The sequence below is a fragment of the Variovorax jilinensis genome (assembly GCF_030316885.1).
Lineage (GTDB): Bacteria > Pseudomonadota > Gammaproteobacteria > Burkholderiales > Burkholderiaceae_C > Variovorax > Variovorax jilinensis.
In genome coordinates this window covers 329,152-342,075 of record NZ_JASZYQ010000003.1, presented here as the reverse complement: position 1 = coordinate 342,075, position 12,924 = coordinate 329,152, and the positions used below count along the sequence as shown (strand labels likewise).

The following is a 12,924-nucleotide window of genomic DNA, read 5'->3' as shown; positions in this document are numbered from 1 at the left end:
GCCGGACGCAAAAAGGCCCGCCGAAGCGGGCCTTCATGTTCGAACGGGCGGCGGACTATATGCGTCCCATGAGCAGCAGCACGATCACCACCACCAGCACCAGGCCGAGACCGCCGCTGGGCCCATAGCCCCAGCTGCGGCTGTAGCCCCAGCTCGGCAGTGCGCCCACCAGCAGCAGGATCAGGACGATCAGCAGAATCAACGAGAGGGACATGGACTTCTCCTAGGGCTTTGCTTGTTTGGAAGCCCTCATGTTCTGCTTCGGAGCGCGTGCGGATCGCGGGAAGGCGCGCCCTCCGGCAGTCAGGGCCCGCCTACCTTTGCTGTCAGAGCCGGGCCAGTCGATCGATCGCGGTCTGCAGCGTCTCGTCCTTCTTGGCGAAGCAGAAGCGAACCACGCGCTGGTCGAAGCCGTCGCCGTAGAAGGCCGACAGCGGAATCGCCGCGACGCCGATCTCGCGCGTGAGCCACTGGCAGAAATCGGCTTCGCCGAGCTCGCTCAGGGCACTGATGTCCACGCACTGGAAGTAGGTTCCGGCGCTCGGCAGCAGCCGGAACCGCGTCTTCGCGAGGCCGGCTGCGAACAGGTCCCGCTTGCGCTGGTAGAAGGCCGGCAGCTCCATGTAGGGCGCCGGGTCGGCCATGTAGCGCGCCAGCGCGTGCTGCATCGGCGTGTTGACCGTGAAGACGTTGAACTGGTGCACCTTGCGGAACTCGGCGCTCAAGGGCGCGGGCGCCGCCACGTAGCCGACCTTCCAGCCGGTCACGTGGTAGGTCTTGCCGAAGCTGCTGACGATGAAGCTGCGCGCCGCCAGCCCCGGGAAGCGCGCCGCGCTCTCGTGGCGCCCGCCCGCGTAGACCATGTGCTCGTAGACCTCGTCGCTGATCACCAGCACCTCGGTGGGCGCGAGCAATTCCTCGAGGCGGCGCATCTCGGCCTCGGTCCAGACCGTGGCGCTCGGGTTGTGCGGCGTGTTGACGATGATCGCGCGCGTGCGCGGCGTGAGGGCGGCGGCGATCCTGTCGAAGTCGGGCCGGAAGGTGCCGGGCGTGAGCGGCACGCGCACCACGCTGCCGCCGGCCAGTTCGATGTTCGGCACGTAGCTGTCGTAGCAGGGCTCGAGCACGATCACCTCGTCGCCCGGGCGCACCACCGCGAGGATCGCCGTGATGATGGCCTGGGTGGCGCCGGCGGTGATCGTGACCTCGGTGGCCGGGTCGTAACGGCGGCCGTAGAGGGTCTCGATCTTGGCCGCCACTGCCTCGCGCAGTGCCGGCACGCCGGGCATCGGCGGGTACTGGTTGTGCCCCGCCGCCATCGCGTCGCCCACGGCCTGCAGCAGCTTCGGGTCGCACAGGAAATCGGGGAAGCCCTGGCCCAGGTTGACCGCGTTCTTCTCGGCCGCGAGCGCCGACATCACGGTGAAGATGGTGGTGCCGACGGCCGGCAGCTTGGTCTGGATCTCGGGGGTGCGGGCGATGGCACTCACAGTTCGTAGTCCTGTTGGTGACCGCTCAAGGCCTTGGCGATCAGGTTGCGATCGAGCCGGTCGGAGAGCAGCTCGGCGAATTTGAAGACGAAGTTGCGCAGGTAGGCGCTGCGCTTGAAGGCCACGCGCGCGATGTTGACGCCGAAGATGTGGCCCATCGGCCGCACCACGAGGTCCGCGTTGGTGTCGTCGCGCACCGCCATCTCGGCGACGATGCCGACGCCGAGGCCCAGCCGCACGTAGGTCTTGATGACGTCCGAGTCGATCGCCTCCAGCGCGATGCGCGGCGTCAGCTTCTTCTGCGCGAAGGCGTGGTCGATGCGCGTGCGCCCGGTGAATGACGGGTGGTAGGTGATGATCGGCTCGAGGGCCAGGTCGTCGAGCGAGATGCGTTCCTTGTCGGCCAGCGGATGGCCCTGCGGCAGCACCAGAACGTGCTGCCATTCGTAGCAGGGCATGGTCACCAGTTCGGGGTAGTCGGACAGCGATTCGGTGGCGATGCCGATCTCGGCGATCTCGTCGATCACCATCCGCGCGACCTGGTCGGGCGAGCCCTGGTGCAGGCTGACGTTGACCTTCGGGTAGGCCTCGCGCAGCTTGGCCACCGGCACCGGCAGCACGTAGCGTGCCTGGGTGTGGGTGGTGGCGATCGACAGCGTGCCGCTGTCCTGGGCGCTGAACTGCTCGCCGATGCGCTTGAGGTTGCCGACCTCGCGCATGATCAGCTCGATGCTGGCCAGCACGTGCTGGCCCGGTTCGGTGACGCGCTTGAGGCGCTTGCCGTGGCGCGCGAAGATCTCGACCCCCAGTTCCTCCTCGAGTTCGATGATCGCCTTGGAGACGCCGGGCTGCGAGGTGTGGAGCGCCTTGGCCGCCTCGGTGAGGTTCAGGTTGCGACGGACGGCTTCCTGAACGAACTTGAACTGGTGAAGATTCATAACGTATTCCGTATCATTTTCGGATTCATTATGCCTTCTCGGTCTATCAAAAGCAGCAAAAGTTCAGGATTCGAGCGCCTTTCGGGCCAGCAGGGCGACCACTTCGGAGTCTTCGCCGACCGCCGTGCGCAGCGTGAATTCGACGGCCGGGTGCCTGGCCCGGAGTTCGTCGAGAAGTTGCGGCAGGTCCTCGCGCACATGCCGGCCCATGCCGAGGAACAGCGGCACGACGCGCACGCGGCGCGCCCCCGCGGCGATCAGCGCGCCGGCCGCGGTCGGCAGGTCGGGCGCGACCAGCTCGAGGTAGGCGCAGGCCACGAGCGCCGTCGGGTCGAGCGTCGCCACCTGGCGCGCCACCGCCTCGACCGGCGCCCGCCAGCGCTCGTCGCGCGAGCCGTGCGCGAACAGGACGATGCCGAGTGCGCCGGGCATCGTCGCTAGCGCCGGATGACCAGCCAGCTGAAGGCCCCCAGCGACATCAACGAATAGATGAAGCCGGGCGCCGCCGCCGTGACCCATGGCCGCCAGTTGCCCAGGTTGCCGAGGTAGCCGAAGACGTTGTTCAGCAGGAAGAAGCTGATGCCGATCATCACGCCGCCGAAGACGTAGGTCGTGATCCCCGACTGCCGGAAATGCAGGTAGGCGAAGGGCAGGGCCAGCACGATCATCACCAGGCAGGACAGCGGATAGAACACCTTGCGCCAGAACTCGATCTCGTAGCGTTGCGCGGTCTGCCCGTTGGCTTCCAGGTGGCGGATGTAGTCGAACAGGTCGAGCGTGCGCATGCGGTCGGGGCGCAGCAGCGCCACCGAGACCATTTCGCTGCTCAGCGAGGTCGGCCATTCGAGGATCGGCACGGTGGTGGTCACGATCCGCGCGCTGTCGGCGCCGCGGGTGTCGAACTGCTGGCGTTCGGCGCCGGCAAGCGTCCAGTGGCCATGGCCGACCATCGCCAGGGGCGCCGAGACCTGCGAGACCAGGAAGCCGCGGCTGTCGAATTCGAGGATGCGCGGGTCCTTGAGCGTGCCGTTGCGCGCCATCGAGACCACGTTGACCGCGAACGAGGAGTCGCCCTGGCGTTCCTTGAGCCAGGCACCGGTATTGCCGATCAGCGACAGGGAAGGCTGGTAGCGCGCCTTGAGCAGCTGCGCGGTGCGGTCCGAGGCCGGCGCGATGTAGTCGCCGATCGCGAAGGTCAGCATCACGAAGGCCAGCCCCAGCAGCAGCAGCGTGCGCAGCGCCCGCCAGGGCCCGAGGCCGCTGGTCCGCAGGATCGTGTATTCGGAACTCTGTGCCAGCCGGGCCATCACGAAGATGGTGCCGATGAGCACGGCGATCGGCAGCAGCTCGTACAGGTGGCTCGGGATCAGCAGGGCCACGTAGAGCAGTGCCTGCGGCGCGCCGTAGCCCAGCGATTCGGGCTTGCCGATGGATTGCAGCTCGTCGACGAAGTCGAAGAAGAAGAACAGGCTCAGGAAGCCCAGGGCGACGAAGGTGACGGCCTTCAGCACCTCGACGTAGATCAGGCGGCGGATGGTTTTCAAGAGACGAGTGCCTTGTCGGTCGGGCGATGCGCGCCGCGCCTCGGCAGGGCCCAGTTGAACTGCCGCTTGCCGAGCCACAGCAGGCCCAGCAGCAGCATGCCGCCGTGCAGCAGCGCCATGAAGCCGAGCATGCTGAAGCGGCCCGAGGCGATCCAGTTCTGGCCCAGGTTGAGCAGATTGAAGTAGACGACGAAGGCGAACAGCGCGAAGAGGAGGTTGCCACTGCGGCTGACGCGCGGGTTGACGCTCGACAGCGTGAGCGCGAGCAGCACGAAGTTGGCCCCGGCCAGCAGCAGGCCGATGCGCCAGGCCAGCTCGGCGCGGTTGACCGCGTTGGGGTCGCGAAGCAGCGTCAGCGTGCTGCGTGCGCGCACCGGCGTGGCGTCGAGCGAATCGACTGCGCGGCCGCCGACCCGCGCGCCGTAGGTCTCGAACTCGCTGATCTTGATGCCGGTGGGCTGCAGCGGCTGCTCGATGCGCTGGCCGTTGCCGAGCATCAGGTAGCGGATGCCGTTGATGTCTTCCATGCGGCCGCTCTTGGCCGAGGTCACGATGCGCAGGTTGCGCTCGACCGAGGAGATGAACACGTTGTTGGCGGTGGCGCTGTCGGGCGCATCCTTGTCGATGAAGAACACGCGCAGCCGGCCGGCCGATTCGCGGAATTCACCGGGCGATACGCGCTCGATGTCGCTGCGCTGCTCGTACCGCTGGCGCATGTTCAGGGTCTGAGAATTGGCCCAGGGCCAGCCGACCAGCGAGAAGACCGCGATCAGCAGCAGGATCGGCCAGGCGAAGCGGAACAGGGGCCGCGCGAAGTTGGCCAGGCCGCGCCCGCTCGAGAACCAGATCACCATCTCGCTGTCGCGGTACATGCGCGACAGCGTGCCGACGATCGCGATGAACAGGCAGAGGCTCAGGATGGTCGGCATGTAGCCGAGCACGGTATAGGTCATCACGAGGAAGACCTCGGAGGGGTTCACGCTGCCCTTGGACGCCAGGCCGAGCGTGCGGATCAGCATCATCGTCATCACGATGGTGACCAGCACCACGAGCGTGGCACCGAAGCTGCGCGACAGCTCCTTGCGTAGAGAGGAATGGAATAACATCGTCGAGGGAAAAAAAGGATTATGGACTTTCAACTCAAGACCCTCTCCACCGCCCAGGCCGCCACCGAGAAAGCAGATGCCCTCATCGTGCTCGTGGCTGCCGGAACCTCTCTCACTCCCGGCGATGTCCTTGGCAGCCTGATCGCGCAGGCGCGAAAGGCCGGCGACCTCGCCGACAAGGCCGGCAAGACGCTCGCGCTGTACCGGCCGTCAGGCGTCGCCGCGCCGCGCGTGCTGCTGGTCTCCATCGGAGACGGCCTGCCGGCGTCGGTGCGCAGCGCCGTCATCGCGGCGGTCAACGCGGCCAAGGCCGCGAACCCGAAGCGGGCCGCCGTCGTCTTTGCCCAGCCGGTCGACGCCGCGGGCCTGGCCGCGGCGGTGCTCGCCACGGCCGATGCCAGCTATGTGTACACCACCACCAAGTCCAAGGCCGAGCCGCGTACGCTGCGCCAGGTCGTGATGGGCGTGGCCGACGCCGAGGCGCTGCGCGCTCCCTTCGACCGGGCCTGCGCCACCGTGGCCGGCATCGAGCTTGCCAAGGAATGGGGCAACCGGCCCGGCAACCATTCCACGCCGACGCTGCTGGCCGAAGCGGCCCAGGGCCTGGCCAAGCTGCCGAACATCAAATGCGAGGTCCTCGGCCCCAAGGAAGTGGCCAAGCTCGGCATGGGCTCGTTCGCCGCGGTGTCGCAGGGTTCGTCCGAGCCGCTGCGCTTCATCGTGCTGCGCTACCAGGGTGCTCCCAAGTCCCAGGCGCCCGTGGTGCTGGTCGGCAAGGGCATCACCTTCGACACTGGCGGCGTCTCGCTCAAGCCCGCGGCCGAGATGGACGAGATGAAGTTCGACATGTGCGGTGCCGCCAGCGTGCTGGGCGTCTTCCGCGCGCTCGGCGACATCCAGCCCGCGATCAACGTGGTCGGCCTCGTGCCGAGCTGCGAGAACATGAACGACGGCCGCGCGCTGAAGCCCGGCGACGTGGTCACGAGCATGAGCGGCCAGACGATCGAGGTGCTCAACACCGACGCGGAGGGGCGCCTGATCCTGTGCGATGCGCTGACCTACGCCAAGCGCTTCGAACCGGCCGCCGTGATCGACATCGCGACCCTCACGGGTGCCTGCGTGGTGGCCCTGGGCGGCGTGCGCAGCGGCCTGTTCTCGGCCGACGACACGCTCGCCGCGGCCCTCGAGTCCGCCGGCGAGGCGGCGCAGGACCGCTGCTGGCGGATGCCGCTCGACGACGAGTACGCCGAGGGCCTCAAGACCAACTTCGCCGACGTGGCCAACATCGCGGGACGCGCGGGCGGTGCCATCACGGCGGCCAAGTTCCTGCAGCGCTTCGCGAGCGACTATCCGTGGGCCCACCTCGACATAGCGGGCACGGCCTGGAAGAGCGGCGCGGCCAAGGGTTCGACCGGCCGACCGGTGGGCCTGCTGCTGGGCTACCTGCTGGCCCGCGGCGCCGGCCCGGTGCCGGCCGGTACGAAGGCCGCCGAGCCCAAGGCCAAGTCCGCCAAGGCCCGGGCCGCGAAGTGACCGAGATCGACGGCCACTACAACATGCCCGACAAGGTGGGCTACGCCGCGCGCCTGCTGCGCAAGGCGGTGGCCGGCCACGGGGCCCGGCTCGTGGTGGTGGGCGAGGGCGCGCTGCTGGAGACTCTCGATCAGGCACTGTGGCGACTGGCGCCGGCCGATTTCGTGGCCCATTGCAGAAGCGACGACGCGCCCCATGTCGTTGCGCGTTCGCCGGTGGTGCTGGCCCGCGAGGCGACAGACGTGCTGCCCGACCGCCCGGTGCTGGTCAATCTCGGCGCCGGCCTTCCCGCGCGCTTCGAACGTTTCGAACGCCTGATCGACATCGTCGGCAGCGACGATGCCGACCGCCAGGCGGGCAGGGCGCGCTGGCGTCACTACAAGGACCGCGGCTACGCGATCCGCACCCATGCCTACGGTGGAGGCGCCGCCTGATGGGCAACGGTCCGCGCACGCCGCCGCGCTTCGTGCCGACCTTGACGACCGTGCTCGAGCCGACGGTCCTCCAACAGCCGCCCGCCGAGCCCGCACACGCAGCGGCCGACCCGCCGCCGGTCGTCACCGAGCCCTCGCAGGCGGTGGCGTTGAGTCCCGAGGCGCAACTGTCCGAGGCCGAATCGTTCCGCCTCGAGGAGCAGTTGCTGCACCGGGTGCTGCAGCGCGTCGACCTGTCGCTCGAGGAGCGCGTGAGCGACGCGGTGGGGGCCGCGGTCCAGCTCCATCTCGACACCATGATCCCGGCGTTGCGCGCCGAAATCGAGGGCGTTCTGCGTGCCCTCGTGAGCGAAGCGCTGGCGCGCGAGCTTACGGACAACCCCGGGTCTACGCCAGCATTCCGCCCGCAATCCTTGGGCTAAACTGCGCGCGGGTCGAAAGCGCGCGGGCGCTGCGCATCCGCGGCGCGATACTTGCTCAAGGATCGGAGCCCGGATCCAAAGACCGGTTATCAACTCTATTCATCCATGTTCTGGAGGTTTCCCATGCAATTGAAATGGACTGCTGTCGCCCTGGCCGCTCTCGCGCTCGTGGCTTGTGGCAAGAAGGAAGAAGCAGCTGCTCCTGCGGCTCCCGCACCGACCGCAGCCGCACCCGCTCCCGCCGCTCCCCCGGCCGACGCGATCGTGGTCAAGATCGGCCATGTCGCTCCGACCAGCGGCGCAATCGCCCACCTCGGCAAGGACAACGAGTTCGGCGCCCGCATGGCGATCGAAGACCTCAATGCCAAGGGCATCAAAATCGGCGACAAGGTCGCCAAGTTCGAACTGCTGGCCGAAGACGACGCAGCCGATCCGAAGCAAGGCACCGCCGTGGCCCAGAAGCTGGTCGACAGCAAGGTCAACGGCGTGGTCGGTCACCTGAACTCGGGCACCACCATCCCGGCTTCCAAGCTCTACAGCGACGCCAACATCCCGCAGGTCTCGCCATCGGCAACCAACCCGAAGTACACGCGCCAGGGCTTCAAGACCACGTTCCGCGTGGTGGCTGACGACACGCAGCTCGGCGGCACGCTGGGCAAGTACGCGGTCGAACAGCTCAAGGGCAAGAAGATCGCCGTGATCGACGACCGCACGGCCTACGGCCAGGGCGTCGCCGAGGAATTCGAGAAGGCCGTCAAGGCCGCTGGCGGTACCGTCGTCGGCCACGAGTTCACGACCGACAAGTCGACCGACTTCAACGCCATCCTGACCAAGCTCAAGGGCGCCCAGCCCGACGTGCTGTTCTTCGGCGGCATGGACGCGGTCGGCGGCCCGATGCTCAAGCAGGTCAAGCAGCTCGGCATGAACGTCAAGTTCATGGGCGGCGACGGCCTGTGCACCGGCGAACTGGCCAAGCTGGCCGGCGATGCGATCGGCGAAGACATGGTGGTGTGCGCCGAAGCCGGTGGCGTGGACGGCGACTTCAAGGCTCCGCTCGATGCCTGGAAGGCCAAGTTCAAGGAAAAGAACGGCGTCGAAGTGCAGATCTATGCACCTTACGTCTACGACGCGGTCAACGTGCTGGCTGCAGCGATGCAGAAGGCCGGTTCCGCCGACCCCGAGAAGTACCTGCCGGAAGTCAGCAAGGTCGAGTACAAGGGCCTGACCGGCCCGATCGCCTTCGACGAAAAGGGCGACATCAAGAATGGTGCGCTGACGCTGTACACCTACAAGAACGGTGCACGCACGCAGATCGCCGTGGTGCGCTGAGCACTGGTGCGTGGCGTCTCGCGACGCCATCAATCGAAAGGGGCCTTCGGGCCCCTTTTTTCATGTCCGCCTGACGACCGGAGCGGGCAGCGTGCCGAGGCTCGGCAGGCCTTCGCCTTCAGTTGCCACTTGTGGCGGAAGGGTCGTTGGTGCTGAGTTTCTCGACCAGTGCCTGGCTGGCGTCGCGCTGCGCCGTGACCTTCTTGCGCTTCTCGATCTCCTGCTCGAGCGCCTCATGCACCTGAGCCAGGCTCTCGGCCGATTCGGCCAGCTTCTTCTCGAGATGTCCCGTGTGCTCGATCGCCTGCGCGACGTCGCCGACCTGCAATTCCTCGGGCAGTTCCTGTTCGAGCACGGTGTTGATGACCAGCAGATCCTCGGAGGCACGCTTGACGTCGGCGGCGACAGTGCGGGTGGTTCCCGCCGAATGGTCGAGCGGCGTACGGTCGTTCTGCGGCTGGGAGTGGCTGGTTCCGGCCATGGCGGGCTCCTTCGGAAGAGAGTCGTGCGCGGTGATGGTACGCCGCATGGGCCGCGCTGGGCGGAGGGAACAAAAAAGCCCCGGTGAACGGGGCTTCGAGTACGTATCCGGACTGCAGTTGGAAGCTGCAGGAGACGATTTTTTCTGGCGGAGCAGGCGGGATTCGAACCCGCGGAGGGCTATTAACCCTCACACGCTTTCCAGGCGTGCGACTTAAACCGCTCATCCACCGCTCCGAGCCTTCGATTGTAGCAGTGCGCCGAGAGGCTCCCGGCGCGCGTTGCCCGAGCCTGCAGGGCCGCGATGCGCGGTGGGGAGGAAACGACGGATTCGTTTCCCTGCGATGCGAAGCTTCATCCGAATTCCGTACACTTCGCGCCTATTTGCCTGTCCGGAGCCCTGCGCATGAAATTCCGCTTTCCCATCGTCATCATCGACGAGGACTTCCGCTCCGAGAACACCTCGGGGCTCGGCATCCGCGCGCTGGCGCAGGCCTTCGAGAGCGAGGGCTTCGAGGTGCTGGGGGTCACGAGCTACGGCGACCTGAGCCAGTTCGCGCAGCAGCAGAGCCGCGCGAGCGCCTTCATCCTGTCGATCGACGACGAGGAGTTCACGGTCGGCCCCGACCTCGACCCTGCGGTGCTGAGCCTGCGTACCTTCATCGGCGAAGTGCGGCGCAAGAACGCCGACGTGCCGATCTACATTTATGGCGAGACCAAGACCTCGCGCCACATCCCGAACGACATCCTGCGCGAACTGCATGGCTTCATCCACATGTTCGAGGACACGCCGGAGTTTGTGGCGCGCCACATCATTCGCGAAGCCAAGAGCTACCTCGAAGGCGTGCAGCCGCCGTTCTTCAAGGCCCTGATCGACTATGCGGAGGACGGCTCCTATTCCTGGCACTGCCCGGGCCATTCGGGCGGCGTCGCCTTCCTCAAGAGCCCGGTGGGCCAGATGTTCCACCAGTTCTTCGGCGAGAACATGCTGCGGGCGGACGTCTGCAACGCGGTCGAGGAACTGGGCCAGCTGCTCGACCACACCGGTCCGGTGGCGGCGAGCGAGCGCAACGCGGCGCGCATCTTCAATGCCGACCACTGCTTCTTCGTGACCAACGGCACCAGCACCAGCAACAAGATGGTGTGGCACCACACGGTGGCGCCCGACGACGTGGTGGTGGTGGACCGGAACTGCCACAAGTCGATCCTGCACGCGATCATCATGACCGGCGCCATTCCCGTCTTCATGAAGCCGACGCGCAACCACTTCGGCATCATCGGCCCGATCCCCAAGAGCGAGTTCGAGCCGGCGGCGATCAAGGCCAAGATCGCAGCCAATCCGCTGCTCGCCCACGTCGACCCCGACAAGGTCAAGCCGCGCGTGATGACGCTCACGCAGTCGACCTACGACGGCGTGATCTACAACACCGAGACCATCAAGAACATGCTCGACGGCTACGTCGACACGCTGCACTTCGACGAGGCCTGGCTGCCGCACGCGGCCTTCCATCCCTTCTACGGCGCCTATCACGCGATGGGCAAGCGGCGCGTGCGGCCGAAGGATTCGCTGGTGTTCGCCACCCAGTCGACCCACAAGCTGCTGGCCGGCATCAGCCAGGCCAGCCACGTGCTGGTGCAGGATTCGCAGAACCGGGCGCTCGACCGCGACCTCTTCAACGAGGCCTACCTGATGCACTCGTCGACCAGCCCGCAATACGCGATCATCGCGAGCTGCGACGTGGCCGCCGCGATGATGGAGCCGCCCGGCGGCACCGCGCTGGTCGAGGAGAGCATCCTCGAGGCGCTGGACTTCCGCCGCGCGATGCGCAAGGTCGAGGCCGAGTTCGGCAAGGACGAATGGTGGTTCAAGGTCTGGGGCCCCGAGAAGCTGGTCGACGAAGGCATCGGGCGTGCCGACGACTGGATCATCAAGGGCGAGTCGCGCACCGCGAAGTGGCACGGCTTCGGCAAGCTGGCCGACGGCTTCAACATGCTGGACCCGATCAAGTCGACCATCGTGACGCCGGGCCTGGACCTGAACGGCAAGTTCGCCAAGACCGGCATCCCGGCCAGCATCGTGACCAAGTTCCTGGCCGAGCACGGCGTGATCGTCGAGAAGACCGGGCTCTACAGCTTCTTCATCATGTTCACGATCGGCATCACGAAGGGCCGCTGGAACACGCTGCTGACGGCGCTGCAGCAGTTCAAGGACGACTACGCGCGCAACCAACCGATGTGGCGGATCATGCCGGAGTTCTGCCAGGCGCAGCCCAAGTACGAGCGGCTCGGCCTGCGCGACCTGTGCCACCACATCCACGAGCTCTATGCGCGCTTCGACGTCGCGCGGCTGACCACCGAGATGTACCTGAGCGACCTCACGCCGGCGATGAAGCCGAGCGACGCCTTCGCCCACATCGCGCACCGCAAGACCGAGCGGGTCGAGATCGACCATCTCGAGGGCCGCATCACGACCAGCCTGATCACGCCGTATCCGCCGGGCATTCCGCTGCTGATCCCGGGCGAGGTCTTCAACAAGAAGATCGTCGACTACCTCAAGTTCGCGCGCGAGTTCAACACCGAGTGCCCGGGCTTCGAGACCGACATCCACGGCCTGGTCGGGCGCATCGACGAGACCGGCAAGAAGCGCTATTACGCCGACTGCGTGCGGGTCGAGGCGCCGGCGCTGGCCACCATCGAGCCGGCGCGGACCGTCAAGCGGGCCGCCGCCAAGCCGGCTCTCGCCGCACCTGTGACTGCCAAGCCGACGGCCGTCAAGCCAGCCGCAAGGTCATCACGCCCGCGACGATGAGCAGCGTGCCGGCGCCACGCTGCCAGCCGAAGGGTTCGCGCAGCAGCACGGTGCCGATCACGGCGGCGAACAGCACCGAGGTCTCGCGCAGCGCCGCCACGACGGCCACGGGCGCGCGCGTCATGGCCCAGAGCGCGATACCGTAGCTGGCCAGCGAGGCGACGCAACCGATCAGCGCGACCGGCCAGCGCCCGGCCATGTAGGCCAGTGCGGCGCGGCGCCGGCCCGGTCGCCGCCACAGCACCAGCAGCAGATAGGGCAGGCCGTCAAACAGGAACAGCGCCGCCACGTAGGCCAGGGCGTCGCCCGAGGCGCGCACGCCGATCCCGTCCACCACCGTATAGAGCGCGATGATGGCTGCGTTGGCGAGTGCGAACCCGAGCGCCTTGCGGCGCGTTGCCTCGTCGCCGCCGTGCAGTGCCGAGCGCGAGAGGCCCAGCGCGACGACCCCGATGCTGATCACCGCCACGCCGATCCAGCCGGCGGGCGAGACCCCCTCGCCGATGAAGGGCAGGCTGCCGATCGCGACCAGCATCGGCGCGCAGCCGCGCATCACCGGATAGGTGAGACCGAGGTCGCCGTGCCGGTAGGCGCCCGCCAGTGCGACGTAGTAGCCCAGATGGATGACCAGCGAGGCCGCGATGTAGGGCCAGGCGGCGGGTTCGGGCAGGCCGGTGTGGAGCAGCAGCGGTATCGCCACCACGAACCCCAGGCCGTGGATCAGTGCGGTGTCGAGGGGCTTGTCGCCGCCCGACTTGATGAGCGCGTTCCAGCCCGCATGCAGCAGGGCGGCGCACAGGACGGCAAGGACGATCGGGCCGGTGAGCGCCACGGGCGGG

General features: G+C 67.3%; 13 protein-coding genes and 1 tRNA gene. 5 read left to right on the top strand and 9 right to left on the bottom strand.

The window, feature by feature from the left end; genetic code table 11:
- Positions 1–55: 55 nt before the first annotated feature.
- From QTH87_RS13075 to lptF, 6 genes are all read right to left on the bottom strand, one after another.
- Positions 56–214: a DUF3309 family protein gene (locus QTH87_RS13075; RefSeq protein WP_286609528.1), complete on the bottom strand. Its 159-nt coding sequence runs from the start codon at positions 212–214 to the stop codon at positions 56–58.
- A gap of 112 nt (positions 215–326) precedes the next feature.
- Positions 327–1,490, bottom strand: a complete 1,164-nt coding sequence (locus tag QTH87_RS13070; protein WP_286609526.1) for a pyridoxal phosphate-dependent aminotransferase — start codon at positions 1,488–1,490, stop codon at positions 327–329.
- On the bottom strand, positions 1,487–2,428 hold the full coding sequence (locus QTH87_RS13065; RefSeq protein ID WP_286609525.1) for a CysB family HTH-type transcriptional regulator: 942 nt from the start codon (positions 2,426–2,428) through the stop codon (positions 1,487–1,489). The genes QTH87_RS13070 and QTH87_RS13065 overlap by 4 nt, the downstream gene beginning before the upstream one ends.
- Positions 2,429–2,491: 63 nt before the next feature.
- Positions 2,492–2,860, bottom strand: coding sequence for a sirohydrochlorin chelatase (locus QTH87_RS13060; RefSeq protein WP_286609524.1), 369 nt, complete (start codon positions 2,858–2,860; stop codon positions 2,492–2,494).
- A 5-nt stretch (positions 2,861–2,865) separates the two neighbouring features.
- Entirely contained in the window at positions 2,866–3,972 is a 1,107-nt protein-coding gene (gene lptG, locus QTH87_RS13055; RefSeq protein ID WP_286609522.1) for an LPS export ABC transporter permease LptG, read from the bottom strand.
- Positions 3,969–5,078 carry an LPS export ABC transporter permease LptF gene (gene lptF / locus QTH87_RS13050; RefSeq protein ID WP_286609521.1) on the bottom strand — a complete coding sequence of 370 codons (1,110 nt, stop codon included), beginning with the start codon at positions 5,076–5,078 and terminating at the stop codon, positions 3,969–3,971. Before lptF ends, lptG begins: the two co-directional genes overlap by 4 nt.
- A 21-nt stretch (positions 5,079–5,099) precedes the next feature.
- Between lptF and QTH87_RS13045 the strand changes: the two genes are divergently transcribed.
- The 4 genes from QTH87_RS13045 (at position 5,100) to QTH87_RS13030 (ending at position 8,796) form a co-directional block, all read left to right on the top strand.
- Entirely contained in the window at positions 5,100–6,611 is a 1,512-nt protein-coding gene (locus QTH87_RS13045) for a leucyl aminopeptidase (protein WP_286609520.1), read from the top strand.
- On the top strand, positions 6,608–7,045 hold the full coding sequence (locus QTH87_RS13040) for a DNA polymerase III subunit chi (protein WP_286609519.1): 438 nt from the start codon (positions 6,608–6,610) through the stop codon (positions 7,043–7,045). The genes QTH87_RS13045 and QTH87_RS13040 overlap by 4 nt, the downstream gene beginning before the upstream one ends.
- On the top strand, positions 7,045–7,467 hold the full coding sequence (locus tag QTH87_RS13035; RefSeq protein ID WP_286609518.1) for a hypothetical protein: 423 nt from the start codon (positions 7,045–7,047) through the stop codon (positions 7,465–7,467). The genes QTH87_RS13040 and QTH87_RS13035 overlap by 1 nt, the downstream gene beginning before the upstream one ends.
- A 123-nt stretch (positions 7,468–7,590) precedes the next feature.
- Entirely contained in the window at positions 7,591–8,796 is a 1,206-nt protein-coding gene (locus tag QTH87_RS13030; RefSeq protein WP_286609517.1) for a branched-chain amino acid ABC transporter substrate-binding protein, read from the top strand.
- Between the two features lie 118 nt (positions 8,797–8,914).
- On the opposite strand, the gene QTH87_RS13025 is transcribed toward QTH87_RS13030, so the two are convergent.
- Complete coding sequence (locus QTH87_RS13025) at positions 8,915–9,277, bottom strand: hypothetical protein (RefSeq protein ID WP_286609516.1); 363 nt, start codon at positions 9,275–9,277, stop codon at positions 8,915–8,917.
- 145 nt (positions 9,278–9,422) lie between these two features.
- Positions 9,423–9,513, bottom strand: a tRNA-Ser gene (locus QTH87_RS13020).
- Between the two features lie 169 nt (positions 9,514–9,682).
- Between QTH87_RS13020 and QTH87_RS13015 the strand changes: the two genes are divergently transcribed.
- Entirely contained in the window at positions 9,683–12,085 is a 2,403-nt protein-coding gene (locus tag QTH87_RS13015) for an arginine/lysine/ornithine decarboxylase (protein ID WP_286609515.1), read from the top strand.
- Here the strand turns inward: QTH87_RS13015 and QTH87_RS13010 are convergent.
- Positions 12,048–12,917 carry an EamA family transporter gene (locus tag QTH87_RS13010; RefSeq protein ID WP_286609514.1) on the bottom strand — a complete coding sequence of 290 codons (870 nt, stop codon included), beginning with the start codon at positions 12,915–12,917 and terminating at the stop codon, positions 12,048–12,050. The two genes, QTH87_RS13015 and QTH87_RS13010, sit on opposite strands and share 38 nt — an antisense overlap.
- Positions 12,918–12,924: the final 7 nt, after the last annotated feature.

Bases quoted from the DNA above. Each gene is read 5' to 3' on its own strand.
- QTH87_RS13065 (WP_286609525.1), bottom strand. From the start codon at position 2,428: ATGAATCTTCACCAGTTCAAGTTCGTTCAGGAAGCCGTCCGTCGCAAC.
- QTH87_RS13015 (WP_286609515.1), top strand. From the start codon at position 9,683: ATGAAATTCCGCTTTCCCATCGTCATCATCGACGAGGACTTCCGCTCC.
- lptF (WP_286609521.1), bottom strand. From the start codon at position 5,078: ATGTTATTCCATTCCTCTCTACGCAAGGAGCTGTCGCGCAGCTTCGGT.
- QTH87_RS13045 (WP_286609520.1), top strand. From the start codon at position 5,100: ATGGACTTTCAACTCAAGACCCTCTCCACCGCCCAGGCCGCCACCGAG.
- QTH87_RS13030 (WP_286609517.1), top strand. From the start codon at position 7,591: ATGCAATTGAAATGGACTGCTGTCGCCCTGGCCGCTCTCGCGCTCGTG.
- QTH87_RS13060 (WP_286609524.1), bottom strand. From the start codon at position 2,860: ATGCCCGGCGCACTCGGCATCGTCCTGTTCGCGCACGGCTCGCGCGAC.
- QTH87_RS13075 (WP_286609528.1), bottom strand. From the start codon at position 214: ATGTCCCTCTCGTTGATTCTGCTGATCGTCCTGATCCTGCTGCTGGTG.
- QTH87_RS13025 (WP_286609516.1), bottom strand. From the start codon at position 9,277: ATGGCCGGAACCAGCCACTCCCAGCCGCAGAACGACCGTACGCCGCTC.
- QTH87_RS13035 (WP_286609518.1), top strand. From the start codon at position 7,045: ATGGGCAACGGTCCGCGCACGCCGCCGCGCTTCGTGCCGACCTTGACG.